This is a genomic window from Thiothrix winogradskyi (assembly GCF_021650935.1).
Classification (GTDB): Bacteria; Pseudomonadota; Gammaproteobacteria; order Thiotrichales; family Thiotrichaceae; genus Thiothrix; species Thiothrix winogradskyi.
The window spans coordinates 3,807,804-3,827,746 of the sequence record NZ_CP091244.1; the positions used below are offsets into that span (position 1 = coordinate 3,807,804).

Below are 19,943 nucleotides of genomic sequence, written 5' to 3' on the forward strand. Positions count from 1 at the left end.
GCCTTAACGAATCAGCCCCCGCTGGCTGTTATGGCAGAAGTCGAGTAACAAGCGAATATCGGCATATTCACCGAAATCCACGTCAATTTTCGCGAGGGCTTCCTGCGTAGTCAGATTGTGGCGGTACAGAATGCGATGCGCCTCTTTAATGCGGTGAATCGCTTCGGTGCTATAACCCCGGCGTTTCAAGCCCTCCAGATTGATGCTGCGCGGCTCGGCGGGTGTGCCAGTCACCATCGCATACGGCGGCACATCTTTCGCAATCGCCGACCCCATGCCAGTGAAAGCGTGTTCGCCAATGGTGCAAAACTGGTGAACCAAGGTGAAACCACCCAAGATTACCCAGTCGCGGATTTCGACATGCCCTGCCAGCGTCGCGCTATTGGCGAAAATCGTGTTATTGCCAATGATGCAATCGTGCGCAATGTGCACGTAAGCCATGATCCAGTTATCATCCCCGATCACGGTTTTGCCTTTGTCTTGCGCAGTGCCACGATTCAAGGTGCAACATTCGCGGATAACATTGCGATCACCGATAATTAATTCGGTCGGCTCACCGTTGAATTTTTTATCCTGCGGAGCAGCGCCCACCGAGGCGAACTGGTAAATCTGGTTTTCCGCACCGATACGCGTCGGGCCGTCAATCACCACGTGCGAACCAATGCGGCTGGCCTGACCGATGCTCACATTCGCACCGATCACGCTATACGCACCCACTTCCACATCATCAGCCAGTTGCGCCGACGGGTGCACAAGCGCCGTGGGGTGAATCAGACCACTCAAGCGGCAGTCTCTTTTTTCGCTGCACACATCAATTCAGCCGACACCGCCAGCTTGCCATCAACCCGTGCTTCCGCCTTGAATACCCACATAATGCCTTTACGCTTCACCAATTCAACGGTCATTACCAACTGATCACCGGGGACAACCGCTTGTTTAAAACGCGCATTATCCACTGCCACTAGCAAGTATAAAGTATCGGTTTGCGGCTCTTCACCCATCGTGCGAAAACCCAGCAAGCCGGTCGCCTGCGCCAAAGCTTCAATAATCAGCACCCCCGGCATAATGGGCTGATGCGGAAAATGCCCGTTGACCCACGGCTCATTGACGGTGACGTTTTTAATCGCGGTCAATGACTTGCCCACTTCGTATTCCACTACACGATCTACCAACAAAAACGGGTAACGGTGGGGCAGGTAATTTCTGATTTGTTCAACGTTCATTGTACCCATAGCGGTTCAAGTACTCCCTTTGTTTTGTAAAGCCGCCAGTTGTTTTTCTAACTCCTGCAAACGGCGTGCTAATTTGTCCAACTGATTAAAGCGTACTGCATTTTTACGCCAAACCGCATTTTCCTCTATTGTAGTGCCAGAAGAATATACCCCTGGTTTGGTAATCGAATGCGAAACCATGCTCGTCCCCGTTACCACAACGTTATCAGCAATACTCAAATGCCCCGCAATCGCACACATTCCTGCAATCTGGCAATGCTTGCCAATCTGCACACTGCCCGCCACAGCGGTACACGCCGCCATGGCTGTGTAATCGCCAATTTGGGTGTTATGCCCGATTTGAATCAGGTTATCGAGTTTAACCCCATTGCCAATCATGGTTGACCCCAGCGCCGCGCGGTCAATCGTGGTATTCGCGCCGATTTCAACATCATCACCCACCACCACATTGCCAACCTGCGGAATCTTAAACCACGTGCGCCGATCGGGTGCAAACCCAAAACCATCCGCACCCAACACCGCACCGGAATGGATAATGCAACGTTGCCCAATCTGGGTATCGGCATACAAGGTAACATTGGCGTGCAACCAACTGCCATCGCCAATCTTGCAACCTGCACCAATCACGCAACCGGCTTCAATCACCACATCCTCACCCAGTTCAACCCCCGCACTGATCACCGCACTAGGGTGAATCGCGGGCACAGGGCGCACCATAGGGTAGAGCAAACCCACCGCTTGCGCATACGTAAGGTAAGGATTGGTGCTGATTAAACAATTACCGTCATAGGCTTGCGCCATATCCGGCGGCAAAATCAGCGCACTGGCTGGCGAGGTCTGCAAATAATGGCGGTATTTCGCATCACGGATATAGCTAATCTCACCCACTTGCGCCTTGTCAATGGAAGCAACCGCATACAAACGCAACTGTGCGTCACCTTGCAGGATAGTACCCGTGTGCTCAGCTAATGCCTGTAGCGAAACTCCTTCCGGCATGGCAATCACTCCTGTTTACCGGGCACGGGTGTTGCTGCGGTTTGTGCCTGAAATTTTTGTTCCAAATGCTGCATAACGGTAGCCGTTATATCAATACGGTCGCTGGCGACAATATAATTGCTTTCACGTAACACGAGGTCAATTTTTTCCCGTTCACGCACTTCAACAATCGCCTGCACAATCTCCGCCTGCAAAGTATCAATCGCGCTATCGCGGGCGAGACGGACTTCTTCACGAAAGTCCTCCATAGCACGGGCGTAATTGCGTTGCAAGTCACGTAACTCACGTTGGCGTTCCACTTTTTCAGCACCCGGCAAGACACCGGATTGCAAACCTACAGCAAGATCGTCCTCTAATTGCCGGATAACTTTCTTATCAGCTTCCAGATTTTGCTCGCGCGGCACGAAATCCACCTTCAATTTCGCATCCGCTGCTTTAGACTGCGGCGCATTCGCCAATAACTTGGCAACATCCACAATCGCAATACGCACCGGGCGTTGCGCCACCTCATCGGCAACAACCGCGTGCTGCCCCATTAAGAGCAACAGCCCACAGATGCATAATGCGCTTAACTTCAACATGGCTTAGAACGATGCCCCGATACTGAATTGTACTTTCTGCTCTTTATCGCCTTCTTCTGCATTCAACGGCTTCGCATAACTGACCTCTAACGGACCGATTGGTGACAACCATACTGCGCCAACACCCGCAGAATAGCGTAACTCACCCGACTCAAAATCACCCGAGTCATTAAACACGTTACCGCCATCAACGAAAGCACTCATTTTCAACCCTTTGACATCTTCTGCCAATGGCACAGGAAACTGGACTTCAGCCGTCGCTGTCACCATCAAATCGCCGCCTGTCGGGTCGTCTTTTTCATCACGCGGTCCTAATGTGCTTTGGTCGAAACCCCGCACACTGTTAATACCGCCTGCGTAATACTTATCAAAGAATGGCAGGTTATCCAGATCTCCACCGGTATTGCTGGTGCCGACCTTGCCTTTCACCGCAAAGGTTACGTTATCGGTCAGCGGCTTATACGCTGCCCCATCATAGCTTAATTTCTGGTATTGCAAGTCACTGCCCGGCGCTGCCGCTTGCAAGGAAACTCGGTGACGCTGACCTTCGCTTGGGAATACTGTCCGGTTACGGGTGTCGTGCACATAGCTAACCGTCACCGGTATCTGATTGTATTCATCGCCATTCGTCGCCACGAAATCTTTAATCCGTTGTGCCGGTTCAGTACCCAACACAATTTCGCGTTTTTCCGCACCGATACTGGCATACACGGAATCATGCTCACTAATGGGTACAGTGTAATTGACGCTACCACCGTAACGGTTAGACGCATAGCTGGCAATATCTTCCGCCTCGGCATCGTATTCTTTGTAATAACCGCTGAAACCACGGCTAATACCATCGGGTGTATGGTAAGGATCAGTATAGCCAACGCTGTAATTTTTGTTGACCTTGCTGTTATCAACGTTCAAATCCAGCTTTTTACCTGTCCCCATGAAATTATCTTGGTTGAGGTTGACGTTAAATAACACACCCTGCGATTGTGAGTAACCCGCGCCTACCCGGAACTGGTTAGAAGAGCGTTCACTGATGGTGACAATCAAATCCACCTGATCTTCAGTGCCTGCCACAGGTTCCACTTCAATCTTAGCTTCTTCGACGTAAGGCAGACGTTGCAAGCGGGTTTTGGAACGCTCTACCTGCTCTTTCGAGAACCACGAGCTTTCTACCTGACGTAACTCACGACGGTATACTTCATCCTTGGTACGGTTGTTACCGCGAATGTCGATACGGCGGACATAGGTACGTTTACCCTGATCGACTGACAGCAAGATACCGACCTGCTTGTTGGTTTCATCAAAATCCGGGGTTGCTGCCACTTTGGTGAAGGCATAGCCTTGCGCACCAAGCTGATTGGAGAGATTTTTACGGGTCTCTTCCAGTGCTTTTTGCGAAAACACTTCGCCTTTGCGTAACTTAACCGACTTAGCCAATTGTTCTTTGGATAAGCCGGGATTCCCCGCCACGCTTACCTCACCGATGCGATACTGTGCACCTTCGTTCACGCTGACATTCAGGAAAATATTTTTCTTATCGGGTGACATCGACACATCAGCCGAGGTGATTTCAAAATTGATATAGCCACGGTCACGGTAAAAACTGTTCAGGGCATCCAAATCCGCCATCAGCTTTTCTTTGGAATATTTATCGCTATCGCTCAAAAACGGAATCGAAAATGCCCCGCGTGGCCCGGATTCCAGTTGTTTCAACAATACCGATTCCGGGAAAGCTTTATTGCCGATAATTTTGACTTTCTGAATACGGGCAACATTGCCTTCATTGATATTGATATTGACCGCTACCCGATTGCGCGGCAAAGCTTCAATCGTGGTATTAATATCAACACCGTAATGCCCCATGCCTTGATACTGCTCAGCCAATTCGCGTTGGATGGTCGCCAAGGCAGCCTTATCAAGGGTATCACCTTTGCTGATATTGCGCAGTTTCAACACTTGCATCAATTTGTCAGTGGGAATCTTGCGGTTGCCTTTAATGGTCAATTCACCAATGGCGGGGCGTTCCACCACCGTTACCACCAACACATCACCGCGCCGACCAAGCTGCACATCTTCAAACAACCCTGTCTGGAATAAAGAACGGATTGCTTCAGCCGATTGCGCATCATTAAACTGTTCACCGACTTGCGCAGGTAAGTAATTCAATACGGTACCCGCAGCAATACGCTCCAAACCGTTTACTTCAATGTCGCGGACTACAAAGGCAGCCGCCCAAGCAGCTTGAGAAACTGCCAATAAACAGCTCACAGCCGAAATTACAAGAGTGTGTTTTTTCATAATTAATTTAATAACCGTGTAACGTCATTATACAAGGCAAGCACCATCAGTCCGCCAATGATTGCCATTCCCACCCGAAAACCGACGGCTTCCGTTTCTGCCGACACCGGGCTACCTTTGATCCATTCAATCAGATAATAAAACAAATGCCCACCATCCAACATCGGAATAGGCAGCAAATTCAATACCCCAAGGCTAACACTTACAATCGCAAGAAACCCCAGGTAAACCGTAAAACCAATGGAAGCGGTAACACCGGCATATTGCGCGATAGTCACCGGTCCGCTGATATTCTTCAAAGACACATCCCCGGTCAGCATCCGTCCCATCAATTTTAAGGTCACGACTGACATCTGCCAAGTTTTCTGCATTCCACGCCACAGCGATTCGACAACACCATACGATTGGGTGAAATAAACTTGCTCGCGCAAACTCGCAGGCGGTGAGGCTAATTGCGCTCCAATGGTAGCAGTCTCCACGCCACTCGCCGGGTTAATACGCGGGGTAACAGTCAAGGTTTGCGAATTGCCATTACGTTCAACCGTTAAGACCACGGGTTGATCGGCGTGTTGCTGAACATGCTCAATGAAAGCACGCCTACCGGTTGGCTTCAGGTCATCAATTTGCAGAATCTTATCCTGTGCTTGCAAACCTGCCTGCGCTGCCGGTGTATCCGGTAAAACCGCATCAACCACCACATCGTAAGGCGGCAACCAGGGATTCAAACCCAGCTTATCCAACGCGCCCGCCTCCTCATCAAACATCGCCACCTTACTCAAATCCAGTTGGCGTTGCAGGGCTGAACCATCCGTTGTTTTCACACTGAACAACAACTGCGGGGATTTCAGATACTCATCAATCAGCAACATGCGCATGTCTTCCCACGAAGCCGTCGCAATGCCGTTAATGGCGGTCACTTCTTCGCCGGGCTGGAAGCCTGCCGTCGCCATCGGGGAATCTTTCACCACATCGACATACGGGCGCATCGCATCCTGACCGATCATATTCACCATTGCATAAATCAGGATAGCCAACAAGAAGTTAGCCACCGGCCCTGCCACCACAATCGCCGCCCGCTTCCACAATGCCTGACGGTTAAATGCTCGTGGCAAATCCTTCTCAGGGATTTCACAACCCTCTTCGCATTCGCGCTCATCCAGCATTTTGACGTAGCCACCGAATGGCAAGGCAGCAACCACGTATTCAATCTGATCAGCATCGTTAGAGACGCGCCGCCACAGCGGTTTACCAAAACCGACCGAAAAACGCAGGACTTTAACACCCAGTTTACGGGCGACCCAGAAATGTCCGAATTCGTGTACTGTTACCAATATACCAATTGCGACAAGGAATGCAGGAATTATGATTAACAAGTTCATGATTTAATGTATTTTCTTGTTTTTTATCCAGGATAGTGAACGCAAACGGCTTTCCTCATCCTGAATAAGTATCTCTTCGAGGTTCATCGGCGTGCCAGTGGATGCCGTAAGCATCACATCCCTTACCAGCATCGGAATATCGGTAAAACCGATTTCGCGCCCCAGAAAGGCTTTCACTGCCACTTCATTCGCCGCATTCAACGCAATCGTGGCATAACCACCGCGCTCATGAGCATCATAAGCCAGTTGCAAGCATGGAAAGCGTTCCCTGTCAGGCTGTTCAAAATCCAATCTTGCGGTCGCAAACAAATCCAACGGTGCTACCCCTGACGCTAAGCGCTCAGGCCACCCCAAGGCATACGCAATCGGGGTACGCATATCCGGGTTGCCCAATTGCGCCAACACCGAACCATCATTATAGGACACCATCGAATGAATAGTGCTTTGTGGGTGTACCACCACTTCCACCCGCTCGGCAGGCAAACCAAATAACCAGCAAGCCTCAATCACTTCCAGCCCCTTATTCATCAAGGTAGCCGAATCGACCGAAATCTTTTGCCCCATCGACCAGTTCGGGTGCGCAACGGCCTGTTCCGGGGTAATCGCCTGCAAATCACGCGCCGACCAAGTACGGAATGGCCCACCCGAAGCCGTCAATAAAATCTTTTCTACGCCATTCTTACCATCAGTCGGTAGACACTGAAACACCGCATTGTGTTCACTATCAATCGGTAATAATTCCGCGCCATGCTCACGCACCGCATCAATGAACAATTGCCCCGACATTACCAGCGCTTCTTTATTCGCCAACATTACCCGCTTACCGGCTCGCGCTGCCGCCAAAGTCGGCACCAAACCCGCCGCACCAACAATCGCCGCCATCACGTAATCGGTGTCAGGGCTGCTGGCAACTGCATCCAAGGCTTCCGCCCCCGCCAATACCACCACCTCACTGCCCACCGCTTGCAAACGTTGTTCCAGCAAACTGGCGGCTAACGGATCGACCATCACCGCATAACGCGGCTGAAACTGCTGGCATTGCTCAAACAGCTTCTCCACATTGCTATTAGCGGTCAGTGCGTAGACATGAAAGCGCTCAGGGTGACGCGCCAACACATCCAAGGTACTAACCCCGATACTGCCACTCGCGCCTAAAATCGTAATGCCTTTAGATGCCACGCGAAATCCCCAGCCACAATAAACCGAGTGTGAATAACGGTGCTGCCGCTAGTAAGCTATCAACACGATCCAGAATCCCGCCGTGTCCCGGTAAAATGTTCCCGCTATCCTTCACCCCAGCTTCGCGCTTCAGCAAACTTTCAAACAAATCACCTGCCACTGACATCAGCACCACAAACATGGAGAGCGCCATGAAAATAACCGTTTTACCCTCAGGAATATCCAGCCAAAAACCGGCTAACCCTGCCCAAATAGCGGTGACGATGACAGCCCCCGACACGCCCTCTTTGGTTTTACCGGGGCTTAAATCGGGTGCCAACTTATTTCTACCCAGCTTACGTCCGGTGAAATACGCCGCTGTATCTGCCAAGGCAATCAAGGTAATCAAATAAATAACGTAGGTGTAATGCATCACATGCAAATGCATCAACGCATACCAAGCGGGTAACAACACCAAAATGCCCGATAAACGCATCGCCAGCGCGTGTTTCTTATAGAATCCCGCATTGCGTGGATAGACCTTCAACGCCACCAGAACCAGCAGCCACACCGGAATGCTCACCGCCAAGACCCAAACGGGATCAGGACGAATAAACACCAAAGGAATCGAACCGGTCAAAATCATCATTGCGCCAGCCATGCGCTTTTCAGGCAGATAACAACCGGTCAGCCCTGCCCATTCCCAAGCACCTAAGCCAACGATGAACATCAATGAAAACAAGCCAAACAACTCGATTGGCAGGAACACGATACCGGCAAATACCAACAAAATCAGCACCAGCCCCGTAATCACCCGTTGTTTAAGCATGTTTCCCTCCCGATACCTGTTCGCCTGTCATACCGAAACGCCGCTGCCGACACGCAAAATCCGCAAAGGCATCACGCAAGCATTGCTCGTCAAATTCCGGCCATAATACATCCGTGAAATACAATTCCGCGTATGCCAATTGCCACATCAGGAAATTACTGATGCGTTTTTCCCCACCTGTACGAATAAATAAATCGGGTTCAGGCACGCCATTAGTAGACAATAAACCACCAAACGTTGCCTCATCCAACGTCACTGCGTCCAACTCACCGGCAGCAATACGGCTGGCAACAGTGCGCACTGCCTGCAAAATGTCCCAGCGCCCACCGTAATTCGCAGCAATCAGCAAACGCATTCCGGTACAACTGGCGGTCATTGCCTCCACTTGCTGGATTTTTTCTTGCAAACTAACAGAAAAACCACTGCGGTCGCCAATAAAACGCATTTTGACATTATGCCGGAACAAAGCAGCCGATTCGCGCTCCAGCGCGGACATGAACAATGACATCAGACCGCTGACTTCCTCTTCGGGCCTACGCCAATTTTCACTGCTGAACGCGAACAGTGTCAGGCATTCCACCCCGGCACTGCTGCAACCACGGATAACTTTGCGAGCCGCTTCGACTCCCCGGTGATGCCCCATCAAACGGGGGAGGTAGCGTGATTTCGCCCAGCGCCCGTTGCCATCCATTACAATAGCAACATGGCGGGGAACCGCATCTTTTGGCGTTGTATTTGTCATTAAGGCCCCGTGCCAACGCCACCCGGTGAACAGGTGGCAACTGTTGTCAAACTTCCATCAGTTCTTTTTCTTTCTTTTCCAGCACTGTTTCCACCTCTTTAATGAACTGGTCAGTCAGTTTCTGGATGTCATCCGCTGCGCGGCGTTCTTCGTCTTCGGAAATCTCTTTTTCTTTAAGCAATGCCTTGAAATCGGAATTGGCATCACGGCGAATATTGCGGATAGCAACCCGTGCTCCTTCCGCTTCTGCCTTAACCACTTTCACCAGATCACGGCGACGTTCTTCGGTTAACGCGGGTAACGGTACGCGGATTGCATTGCCGTCATTCGCAGGATTCAAGCCAAGGTTAGACGTTAGAATGGCTTTCTCGATCTTCGCAGCCATTTGCTTTTCCCACGGCACAACTTTCAAAGTACGCGCATCTTCGGTACTCACATTCGCCACTTGGCTAAGGGGAACGTCCGAACCGTAGTAATCGACCGTCACCTGATCCAATAAACTGGGGTGCGCCCGACCGGTACGAATCTTTGTCAAATCATTGCGTAGCGCGTCAATACTTTTGTGCATCCGCTGCTCTGCATCTTTTTTAATGTCTGCAATCATTACCTTAAACCTCAACCAAAGTTCCAACATTCTCGCCACAAACAATTGCAGCAAGCGCCCCCGGTGCGAACATATCAAACACACCGAGGGTCAGTTTATTGTCACGGCACATTACCATTGCCGTTAAGTCCATCACGCCCAATTGGCGCTGGATTGCGTCCTCGAAGGATAACCGATCAAAGCGTTTAGCCGCAGGATTTTTTTTCGGGTCAGCATCATAGATACCATCCACTTTAGTCGCCTTCAACAGCAAGTCACATTGTAATTCAACCCCGCGTAAGCTGGCAGCCGTATCCGTCGTAAAAAACGGGTTGCCACTGCCTGCTGCGCAAATAACGATGTCGCCCTGCTCCAAATAACGGCGGGCTTGATGCGCGGAATAACGTTCGCCCACCTGATCAATGCCCAAAGCTGTCAACACGCGGCAATTAGCACCAAGCTTTTCAAGCGCGTCTTGCATCGCAAGGGAATTCATCACGGTTGCCAACATACCCATCTGGTCGCCACGCACCCGATCCATGCCTTTTTCTGCCAAGCCAGCGCCACGGAACAAATTACCGCCACCGATAACAATGGCGACTTGTACGCCTGAACGTTGCACAGCAAGGGCTTCACCTGCCACACGGTAGAGAATGTCGGGGTCAATGCCGGAATCTTGGTTGCCTAGTAAGGCTTCACCACTGAGTTTGAGAAGAATGCGGCGGAAACGGGGTTCGGCGTTGGGTATGTTAGATGCCATAGGTGAGCCTGCTGCTAGTGTTAAATAAAACGAGTGTATTTATACAGGTGACAGCAAAAAGGGGCAACCAGTGCCCCTTTTTGCGCGAAGTGCCCAAAGGCGCTTCTTTAGTTCCCTGCCGCCGCAGCCGCTTGCGCCGCTACTTCCTCAGCAAAGTTATCCTGCTTCTTCTCGATGCCTTCGCCAACTTCCAAACGCACGAACTCAGCAATGGTCGCGCCTTTGGATGCCAGCAAATCGCCAACGGTTTGATCAGGGTTCATCACGAACGGCTGACCCACCAAGGTGATTTCGCCCAAGAATTTCTTCATGCGACCGACAACCATCTTTTCAGCGATTTCACGCGCTTTGCCGCTTTGCATTGCGATGTCGATCTGAATTTCGCGCTCACGCTCAACCATTTCAGCCGGAACACCGGATTCGTCAACGCAAGCAGGACGGCTAGCTGCGATGTGCATCGCAATGTGCTTGCCCATCTCATCTTCGCCACCTTTCATGCTAACCACAACGCCGATTTTTGCGCCGTGTTGATAGGTAGACAATTGACCGTCACCCGCATCAACCCACACCAAGCGACGCACTTGCACGTTTTCACCGATTTTAGCAATCAGTGCAGTACGGCTAGCTTCAGTCAATGCTGACAGTGCTTCCACATCCGCCACATTGTTTGCCAGTGCAATTGCGCCAACTTCATCAGCAAATGCCACGAAGAAGCTGTCTTTTGCTGCAAAGTCAGTTTCGCTGTTGACTTCAACCACGGCTGCACGTTTTGCATCAGCCGTCAGTGCAATCACAACACGACCTTCCGCAGCAACACGACCGGCTTTCTTGTCAGCTTTCGCTGCACCGGATTTGCGCATCAGGTCGATAGCCGCTTCCATGTCACCATTGGTTTCAGTCAGGGCTTTTTTGCATTCCATCATGCCTGCGCCAGTACGTTCGCGCAGCTCTTTCACCATTCCAGCAGTAATTGCCATTGAGGTAACTCCTTGTTTGAACGGGCTGACTTATTCGCCAGCAGCGTCAGTGGTTTGTGCTTCGTCAGCAGCAGCTTCTGCTGGTGCTTCCGCTTCCGGCATTGGCATAACCGCAGCAGCGGTGTGACCTTCATTGATCGCATCAGCAGCCGCAGAAACGTACAATTGGATAGCGCGGATTGCGTCATCGTTGCCTGGAATCACGTAATCAACACCTTGCAGGGAGTTGTTGGTATCGACGATACCAATGACCGGGATACCCAGTTTGTTTGCTTCTTGAACTGCGATTTTTTCGTAGCCTACGTCGATAACGAAAATTGCATCCGGCAAGCCGCGCATGTCTTTGATCCCGCCAAGGCTGCGTTCCAGCTTTTCAGCTTCACGGGTCAAGGTCAGGATTTCTTTTTTGCCCAATTTCTGGAAGGTGCCGTCTTCAGCCATACGCTCCAGATCTTTCAAACGCTTGATGGATTGCTTGACTGTTTTGAAGTTAGTCAGCATCCCACCCAACCAGCGATGGTTGACGTAAGGCATTTTGCAAGCAGTGGCAGCTTCGCTGACCGCATCACGCGCGGAACGCTTGGTGCCGACAAACATAACTTTGCCGCCTTTAGCAGCTAACTTGCCAATGAAGTTAGTCGCATCATTGAACATTGGCAGTGACTGCTCAAGGTTGATGATGTGAATTTTGTTACGCTCACCAAAGATGAACTGACCCATTTTAGGGTTCCAGTAACGGGTCTGGTGACCGAAGTGAACGCCAGCTTCGAGCATTTGGCGCATAGTAACTTTAGGCATGATAAGCTCCTGTATTGGGTTATGCCTCCATACATCCCAACAAACGCAACCTGTTTTTCGGTCAGGCACCCTGCGTGTCGTGTCGATGTATGTGTGGATTAAATGTAAAACTATTTGCGGAATTCGCGGGCGCTTTATAACATGAAACGCTTTTGAGTGCTACCGGGAACAACCACAAATGGCAAAGACACAACGCGATCAAACAATAACGATCAAAACGGCGGACGAAATCGCCAAAATGCGGGTAGCAGGTAAGCTGGCAGCCGATGTACTGGACATGATTGGCGAGTGCGTCAAACAGGGTGTCACCACCGATGAACTGAATCAAATCTGCCACGATTACATTGTGAATGTGCAGCAAGCGATTCCAGCACCATTAAACTACGGTACACCGCCCTTCCCTAAATCCATCTGTACCTCGCTCAATCACGTTGTGTGCCACGGCATTCCCGGCGACAAGAAATTGAAAAGCGGCGATGCATTGAATATCGACATTACTGTCCTCAAAGATGGCTATCACGGCGACACCAGCAAAATGTTCCACGTCGGCGAACCGACCATTGCGGGCAAACGCTTAAGCCACATTACCCAGCAGTGCATGTATCTCGGCATTTTAGAAGTCCGCCCCGGCGCACCTTTCGGCAATATTGGCAAAGCGATCCAACGCCATGCCCATGCGCACAACTACACGGTGGTCGAAGAATTCTGCGGGCACGGCATTGGCAGCCGTTTCCACGAAGCCCCGCAAATCCTGCACTACTACAGCAAAGACAGTGACAAAATCGTTATGGAGGCGGGGATGATTTTCACCATCGAGCCGATGATTAACCAAGGCAAACGCCACCTGAAAATCCTCCCGGATAAATGGACTGCCGTCACCAAAGACCACAAACTTTCCGCACAATGGGAACACACTGTGTTGGTCACGGAAGAGGGTTTTGAAATCCTCACCCTCCGTACCGAAGAAGCTAACTGGCGCGACAGTCTATGATTCAAACCAATGCATTGCTGGATGTTTACACCCAGCTCCTGGCACGTGAGACGTTACGCACCGCCGATTACGCCCAAGCAATACGGGATGCCCGCAAATTATTGGGGGAAGCATTTCACGCAGGCAGCGACATTCGCATCCTGCTGCGCGATCACGCGGAATTCATCGACACCCTGTTACAGCATTTGTGGGGGCTGAACGGCATTCCCCAACATCACCGTGCTACGCTGATTGCAGTGGGCGGCTATGGCAGGCGTGAACTCCACCCCGCTTCCGATGTGGATTTGCTGATTTTGCTCACCGAAACACCGGGCGAAGAATGCCGTGAACGGCTTTCCAGCTTTATCACCCTGTTGTGGGATATTGGCTTAGACGTGGGTCACAGTGTACGCACCTTCGATGAATGTTTAGAAACCGCCCACGCCGACCTTACGGTCATCACCAATTTAATCGAATCCCGTTATCTCTGTGGCAATGAGCCGCTGTTCCAACGTTTACGTGAAGCAATTTCCCCCGCCCACATGTGGAGCAGTGCAGAATTTTTCCAAGCCAAACTCGAGGAACAGAAAAAACGTTACCTCAAACTAGGCGACACTTCACACCGGGTTGAACCCAATCTCAAGGAAGGTCGTGGCGGCTTGCGGGATATTCAGACCATCGGTTGGGTCACACACCGCGAATACGGCACGATGTCCTTACAAGAGCTGTACGAAAACCGGCTATTGGAATACGACGAATTCCAAACCTTGCGCGAGGGTCGTGAGTTTCTGTGGCGCATTCGCTTTGCCCTGCACCAACTCGCCAACCGCAAAGAAGACCGTTTGCTGTTTGATTATCAGCGCACATTGGCACACCTGTTTGGGTATACCGACGATACCGATAATGCAGCGGTGGAAGCGTTTATGCAGCGCTACTACCGCACGATTACCGATCTGGAACGCTTAAACGAGATGCTGATGGGGATTTTCCGTGAACGCATTCTCACGCAACACCCACCCTTGCCCGAAATGTTGGGTGAGTGGTATCAAAAGCGCGGCAACCTGATTTCGGTGAATTCGCCCGATGTCTTTGTGCTGTACCCGACAGCGCTGCTGGAAATTTTCCTGCTGCTGCAAATGATACCGGGCGTCACCGGGCTGACCCCCGATACCACTCGCCTGATTCGGCATAATTTGCACCGTATTGATGCCAGTTTCCGGCAACAAGCCCGCCATCGGCAACTCTTCATCCAAATCTTACGCCAACCCAAAAGCATTACGTTTGTAATGCGCTTAATGAATCGCTACGGCATTTTGGCGGCGTATATCCCTGCGTTTGCCAATATCGTCGGGCGGATGCAATACGATTTGTTCCACATGTACACGGTGGATGAACACACCCTGTTTGTGGTGCGCAATGTACGGCGTTACAGCACCGCACTGGGCGCTCAGGAATTGCCCTTGTGTGCTGAAGTCTTTAAAACTTTGCGTGACCCAGAAATTTTGTACCTGGCAGGGTTATTCCACGACATTGCCAAAGGGCGCAAAGGGGATCACTCGGTATTAGGCGCGACCGATGCTTACGATTTCTGCCGGGAACACGGTCTTAATTTGCACGATGCCTCGCTGGTCAGTTGGTTGGTACGTCATCACTTGCTCATGAGCATGACCGCGCAGCGCAAAGACATTAGCGACCCTGCCGTGATTCACGAATTCGCGGGCATTGTGGCATCGCAAAGCCGTCTTGACTGCTTATTTTTGCTCACCATTGCGGATATTCGCGGCACCAACCCCAAACTCTGGAACAGTTGGAAACAATCCCTGCTGCATGAACTCTACCACTCCACCCGCCGCTTATTGAGCAACCGTACCCTGCTGACCCACGAAAGCCAGTTATTGATCGAAGAAAAGCGCAATGCGGCACTCGAACCGCTGTTACAGGAAGGCTTTAGCGCTGCCGAATGCAGCGCACTCTGGCAGCAATTCGGTGCTGATTATCACCTGATGCATTCGGTGGAATCCGTGCTCTGGCATACTCGCCACATTCTCACCGAAGCGGCACTCAAACCCACTCTGATCCACATCCGCCGTACTGTATCAGGCAGCAGCAACGTACTGTTTGTCTACACCAGAGACCGCGACGATCTGTTTTCGCGGGTAGTCGCGTCGTTGGAACAGCTTAACCTCAACGTGGTGCAGGCACGCATTGTCTCGACCACCGAAGGTTTCGACCTGTACACCCTGCACATCCTCGGCCCTGACAATCAGCTCATTATCAGTGACGTTGACCAACAACACATCATTGACACCTTATCCAACAATCTGGAACGCGACCAACCCTACCATCACAGCCATCGCAAACCGCGCATTTTGCGTAACTTCGATGTACCCACCCGCATTTATTTCAGCCAGCAACCCGAAAAAAATCTGACCTTGCTGGAAATCAATGCCGGTGACATGCCGGGTTTGCTGTCACGCCTCGGTGAAGCAATGGATGGCTTGGGGCTGCGGGTACACAACGCCCGCATCAATACCCTCGGCGAACAAGCGCAGGATATTTTCTACATCACCACCCGCAACTGCGAAATGATTGTGGATGAAGCGCAACAAGCGCACATTCGGCACACGCTGGAACAAGCCTTGCAACTCCATTAACCACACTTGATTAACCATGAGAACCGCCCATGACCCACACGTGTGACCTCTTACCCCCCGGCATTTTAAGTGTCGAACAGGCGCAAACCCACATTCTCGGCAGCGTTACGGGGTTGCAAGCCAGCGAAGCCGTCACCTTGTGGCAAGCGCAGGGGCGCATTCTGGCGCAAACCGTGTGCGCACCGTTGGATGTTCCGCCGCACCGCAATTCTGCGATGGATGGTTACGCCCTGCGTCATGCCGATCTTGCCAGCGAGAAACCGCTGCAAGTAGTGGGTGCATCCTTTGCCGGTCGCCCCTTTGTGGGTGAGGTACAGCCCGGTGAATGTGTGCGCATTATGACCGGAGCGGTCGTCCCAGACGGTGCAGACAGCGTGGTCATGCAAGAAAATGTGCAACGTGATGGCGACAGTATCCGCATCACCAGCAGCCTGACGCACGGTGAAAATGTGCGGCATCCCGGCGAAGACATGCGCACTGGCGACACGGTTCTCGATGCTGGGCGCAAACTGAATGCGGCTGACCTTGGCTTGCTCGCCTCGCTCGGCATTAGTGACGTTAGGGTATTACGTCGCCCACGAGTCGCCTTTTGTTCCACTGGCGACGAACTCAAAAGCATTGGCGAAACCTTGCAACCCGGTGATATTTACGACAGCAACCGCTACACCCTGTACGGCTTGCTGCAAAATCTCGACGTGGAAATCATCGACCTCGGTGTGGTGCGCGATACCCCGGAAGCGGTGGAATATGCTTTTCAGCAAGCCATGCAGCAAGCCGATGTTTTCATCACCAGCGGCGGCGCATCGGTCGGGGAAGCCGATTACGTCACGTCCACACTGGAACGCTTGGGGCAAGTGAATTTCTGGAAAATCGCCATGAAACCGGGCAAACCGCTGGCGTTTGGTACCTTGGGCGAATGCGTATTCTTTGGGCTACCCGGCAACCCGGTGTCAGTCATGGTAACGTTCATGCTGTTTGTGCGCCCCGCGATCTTGCGGCTGCGCGGCGAAAGCCTGCCCACTGTGCCGGAATACACCGCGCTGTGTACTACCCCACTGAAAAAAGTACCGGGGCGCACCGACTATCAACGCGGCATTTGCGAGCGTGACGCACACGGGCAATGGCAAGTCCGCAGCACTGGCGGGCAAGGCTCCCATATTTTGCGCTCCATGAGTCAGGCGAATTGCTTCATCGCCTTGCCACGGGAGGCGGGGAATTTGGAAGCGGGAGCGGCTGTGACGATTATACCGTTTGAGGGGTTTTTGTAGGCGTTGCTTTAAGATTTTCGGGAAATCTTCCTTATTGGAAGGAAGATTTTCCGAAAAACACCCTCATAATCATCCATATAGATCGGGCTTCAGTCCTACATTGTTTACCCAGTTAAAAAGCGTTTTTCGTCAGAAAAGCAATGACACTCACCCACGCTTTACACTATCATTTCATCATAATAATTAATTCTTATAAGCGAGTAAAATCATGTCACAAGCCTCAACGGTAATCGACACTGCACCCCATGAACTCGACATTCTCACGCAAGCCGAATATCAGGAACGGCAAGCAGACCAGCTTATGCGGGAGGTCTTTGGGAGTGAGGCACGAGCGGGGGCTACTGGGGATTTGATTACCCGTTTCATTACCTCCTACGAACAGCATAAAAACGACATGCCGCTGGAACAGTGGCTGGTTAAAGCGCTTAATCATTTTCCTGACCTTTGGCAAGATCGGTCAGAAGCAGAGGTAACCGCCCGTAGCATTATCACGAGCGTAGAACGCAATAATGCCGCGATGGTGTCGTTGCATGAACATCTGGAGAAAGGGAAAAGTCGGGCAAGCTGGATTGCCAAACGTATTGAGGAAAGTGCGAAAGAGGCTGGTATTACCGATGTTGCGGCGTATGCAGCAGAAATTCATGAGGGTTTACGGCAAGCGGATCAGCACACCGCTGAATCACTGGCAGATAATAATGAAGCAGTGAAGACATTTTTACAATTTGCGGGCAATGAGCGCGTTGCCGCCACTTGGAATGATGTGAGCCGTATTGATTATGCACAGTTGCTAGACAAAGATGCTCGCCGCAATGCCACGTTAAACGCGGCTAAACAAGGCGCAAGAATTCTAGGGGAACGATCATGGAATTGGATAACCGGCAGAAAAAATCCTTCAGTCAGTGAAGACATGCAGCGGTTTTTTGAGAGTTCGCTGCACAGTGCCAAGCACGTTGGGGTTCAAGTGGCAGTGTCTGGTGGGATGGTGGTTGCGGTCAAAAAGGGATTGGTCGAAGGTGTTCTAAAAAATACACCCATTGCCCCCTTGGTCGATATGGTGACAATGGGGATGTCGAAAGCCAAAGTTCTCTATAAATTTGCCAAGGGTGAACTCACAGCAGCAGATGCGCTAGAGGCTGTCGCCGGAAATGTCATTGCGACAGTTGCCTCCAATGTTGCCACAGTGATTGCGACGAAAGGCGCGAGGGAACCTCTAAAAACCCACTGATACCCACACAAATGTGAGAAAATGCTCATCTGAGCCACCGCCCCGTTACTAGCCATGCCCAAGAAAAGTGCCATCAAAACCAGTCTGTTTGCCGCCGAAGAGCGTGAACAGAAACTCGACCGCAAGGGCGACCTGCTGTCCACGCTGAACCAGCACGTCAACTTTGTCGCCTTGGCAGCAGAAATCGACCACATCGCCCCACGCCCAAGTGACAAGCGAGGAGGCCGTCCACCCTACCCAACGGAACTGATGGTACGGGTCTTGGTGTTGCAACACCTGTACAACCTGTCGGACGAGGCATTGGAATACCAATTGCTTGACCGGCTGTCGTTCCAACGGTTTTGTGGCCTGCGTCATTCCAGCACGATCCCGGATGCCAATACCTTGTGGGTATTCCGTGAACGGATCAGTGCGGCAGGTGGTGCGGATGCCCTGTTTGATGCCGTCCAACGGCAATTACAACAACACGGTTTTATTGCCCGTGGTGGTCAAATCGTCGATGCCACGCTGGTGGAAGCCCCTAAACAACATTTCCACAAAGAAGAAAAAGCGCTGTTGGAACAAGCGGCAACACCCGCTGGCTGGACACCTGCCCAACGTCGCCAAAAGGATACGGAAGCAAGCTGGACGAAAAAACACGGCAAAAGCTACCACGGCTACAAACTCAGTATCAGTGCCGATCGGAAATACAAACTCATCCGCAAACGCCATATCAGCACCGCCAAAGAGCATGACACCAACCATTTTGAAGCGGTGCTTGACCGAGCCAACACCAGCCGTGACGTATGGGCGGACAAAGGTTATGAAGACCAATCCCGTGAACAACGCCTCAACCAAGGTAGCTGGCGGTTACACATCCAGCACAAAGCCAAGAAAGGCAAGCCGCAATCCGACTGCCAGAAACGCCGCAACACCCGCATCGCCAGACCCCGCGCACGGGTTGAGCATGTGTTTGGGTCAATCTGTGCGATGGGTGGCAAAGCCATCCGCAGCATTGGGTTGGCACGGGCAGTATTCGGCCTCAGCATCAAAGCAACCGTGTATAACCTGCGTCGGCTCTGTTCGCTCAGAGAGGGCGGAGTTGTGCCCATTTGATGGAGAAATTCCCGAAAAAACAGCAAAAATGCGGAAAAACAACCTGATTGTGGCTTGGTGTGCTAAAAATTGAGATGGGTTGGTGTTTTTTTAACAAAATGCCGATAGGCCAACGCTAACCGTTGCAATACGCCGGGTTTTTAGAGGTTCCCGCGAGTGTTGGTGCTTACATTGGCTCAGTTTTCGGTCCCGTGGGTACAGCCGTTGGGGGCGTGATTGGAGGTGTTGTCGGTGCTATCGCAGGAAGTACAGTAGGGAAAGCCATTTATGAAGGCGGCAAGAAAATTGTCAATACGGTTGCCACTGGCATCAAAAAAGCCGCCAATACCGTAGCAAAGGCTGTGAGCAGCGTCGCTAATAAGGTTGGTGGTTTCCTAGCAGGATTATTTAGTTAATAACCG

19 protein-coding genes are annotated in these 19,943 nt (G+C 51.5%); 6 read left to right on the top strand and 13 right to left on the bottom strand.

What is annotated here, in order from left to right:
- Window positions 1–3 precede the first annotated feature (3 nt).
- The 13 genes from lpxA to rpsB all read right to left on the bottom strand — a co-directional run bounded on the left by lpxA (window position 4) and on the right by rpsB (window position 12,330).
- Window positions 4–774 (bottom strand): acyl-ACP--UDP-N-acetylglucosamine O-acyltransferase, encoded by a 771-nt coding sequence (lpxA, locus tag L2Y54_RS18865; protein ID WP_236502065.1) that lies wholly within the window; start codon window positions 772–774, stop codon window positions 4–6.
- Between the two features lie 5 nt (window positions 775–779).
- On the bottom strand, window positions 780–1,232 hold the full coding sequence (gene fabZ / locus L2Y54_RS18870; RefSeq protein WP_236498224.1) for a 3-hydroxyacyl-ACP dehydratase FabZ: 453 nt from the start codon (window positions 1,230–1,232) through the stop codon (window positions 780–782).
- A gap of 6 nt (window positions 1,233–1,238) precedes the next feature.
- Entirely contained in the window at window positions 1,239–2,228 is a 990-nt protein-coding gene (gene lpxD, locus L2Y54_RS18875) for a UDP-3-O-(3-hydroxymyristoyl)glucosamine N-acyltransferase (protein ID WP_236498225.1), read from the bottom strand.
- A 5-nt stretch (window positions 2,229–2,233) separates the two neighbouring features.
- Window positions 2,234–2,809 carry an OmpH/Skp family outer membrane protein gene (locus L2Y54_RS18880; protein WP_236498226.1) on the bottom strand — a complete coding sequence of 192 codons (576 nt, stop codon included), beginning with the start codon at window positions 2,807–2,809 and terminating at the stop codon, window positions 2,234–2,236.
- 3 nt (window positions 2,810–2,812) lie between these two features.
- Window positions 2,813–5,062, bottom strand: coding sequence for an outer membrane protein assembly factor BamA (gene bamA / locus L2Y54_RS18885; protein ID WP_236498227.1), 2,250 nt, complete (start codon window positions 5,060–5,062; stop codon window positions 2,813–2,815).
- Window positions 5,063–5,106: 44 nt separating this feature from the next.
- The gene (rseP, locus tag L2Y54_RS18890; RefSeq protein ID WP_236498228.1) at window positions 5,107–6,483 is read right to left on the bottom strand and encodes an RIP metalloprotease RseP; all 1,377 of its coding nucleotides are present in this window, start codon (window positions 6,481–6,483) and stop codon (window positions 5,107–5,109) included.
- Between the two features lie 3 nt (window positions 6,484–6,486).
- Window positions 6,487–7,662 carry a 1-deoxy-D-xylulose-5-phosphate reductoisomerase gene (gene ispC / locus L2Y54_RS18895; protein WP_236498229.1) on the bottom strand — a complete coding sequence of 392 codons (1,176 nt, stop codon included), beginning with the start codon at window positions 7,660–7,662 and terminating at the stop codon, window positions 6,487–6,489.
- Window positions 7,652–8,470: a phosphatidate cytidylyltransferase gene (locus L2Y54_RS18900; protein WP_236498230.1), complete on the bottom strand. Its 819-nt coding sequence runs from the start codon at window positions 8,468–8,470 to the stop codon at window positions 7,652–7,654. Before L2Y54_RS18900 ends, ispC begins: the two co-directional genes overlap by 11 nt.
- A complete protein-coding gene (uppS, locus tag L2Y54_RS18905; RefSeq protein WP_236498231.1) occupies window positions 8,463–9,212 on the bottom strand; it encodes a polyprenyl diphosphate synthase in 750 nt (249 codons plus the stop codon). The genes L2Y54_RS18900 and uppS overlap by 8 nt, the downstream gene beginning before the upstream one ends.
- 46 nt (window positions 9,213–9,258) lie before the next feature.
- Window positions 9,259–9,816 (bottom strand): ribosome recycling factor, encoded by a 558-nt coding sequence (frr, locus tag L2Y54_RS18910; RefSeq protein ID WP_236498232.1) that lies wholly within the window; start codon window positions 9,814–9,816, stop codon window positions 9,259–9,261.
- A gap of 4 nt (window positions 9,817–9,820) precedes the next feature.
- Window positions 9,821–10,555 (bottom strand): UMP kinase, encoded by a 735-nt coding sequence (pyrH, locus tag L2Y54_RS18915; RefSeq protein WP_236498233.1) that lies wholly within the window; start codon window positions 10,553–10,555, stop codon window positions 9,821–9,823.
- Window positions 10,556–10,662: 107 nt separating this feature from the next.
- Window positions 10,663–11,532 (bottom strand): translation elongation factor Ts, encoded by an 870-nt coding sequence (gene tsf / locus L2Y54_RS18920; protein ID WP_236498234.1) that lies wholly within the window; start codon window positions 11,530–11,532, stop codon window positions 10,663–10,665.
- Between the two features lie 30 nt (window positions 11,533–11,562).
- Window positions 11,563–12,330, bottom strand: a complete 768-nt coding sequence (gene rpsB / locus L2Y54_RS18925) for a 30S ribosomal protein S2 (protein WP_236498235.1) — start codon at window positions 12,328–12,330, stop codon at window positions 11,563–11,565.
- 178 nt (window positions 12,331–12,508) lie between these two features.
- On the opposite strand from rpsB, the gene map reads away from it, so the two are divergent.
- The 6 genes from map (at window position 12,509) to L2Y54_RS18955 (ending at window position 19,937) form a co-directional block, all read left to right on the top strand.
- Window positions 12,509–13,321, top strand: a complete 813-nt coding sequence (gene map, locus L2Y54_RS18930) for a type I methionyl aminopeptidase (protein WP_236498236.1) — start codon at window positions 12,509–12,511, stop codon at window positions 13,319–13,321.
- Window positions 13,318–15,954, top strand: a complete 2,637-nt coding sequence (gene glnD, locus L2Y54_RS18935; protein ID WP_236498237.1) for a [protein-PII] uridylyltransferase — start codon at window positions 13,318–13,320, stop codon at window positions 15,952–15,954. The genes map and glnD overlap by 4 nt, the downstream gene beginning before the upstream one ends.
- A 29-nt stretch (window positions 15,955–15,983) precedes the next feature.
- Window positions 15,984–17,222, top strand: a complete 1,239-nt coding sequence (gene moeA / locus L2Y54_RS18940) for a molybdopterin molybdotransferase MoeA (protein ID WP_236498238.1) — start codon at window positions 15,984–15,986, stop codon at window positions 17,220–17,222.
- Window positions 17,223–17,430: 208 nt separating this feature from the next.
- The gene (locus L2Y54_RS18945; protein ID WP_236498239.1) at window positions 17,431–18,447 is read left to right on the top strand and encodes a hypothetical protein; all 1,017 of its coding nucleotides are present in this window, start codon (window positions 17,431–17,433) and stop codon (window positions 18,445–18,447) included.
- 54 nt (window positions 18,448–18,501) lie between these two features.
- Entirely contained in the window at window positions 18,502–19,542 is a 1,041-nt protein-coding gene (locus L2Y54_RS18950; protein WP_236497348.1) for an IS5 family transposase, read from the top strand.
- 191 nt (window positions 19,543–19,733) lie between these two features.
- Window positions 19,734–19,937, top strand: coding sequence for a hypothetical protein (locus L2Y54_RS18955; protein WP_236498240.1), 204 nt, complete (start codon window positions 19,734–19,736; stop codon window positions 19,935–19,937).
- Window positions 19,938–19,943: the final 6 nt, after the last annotated feature.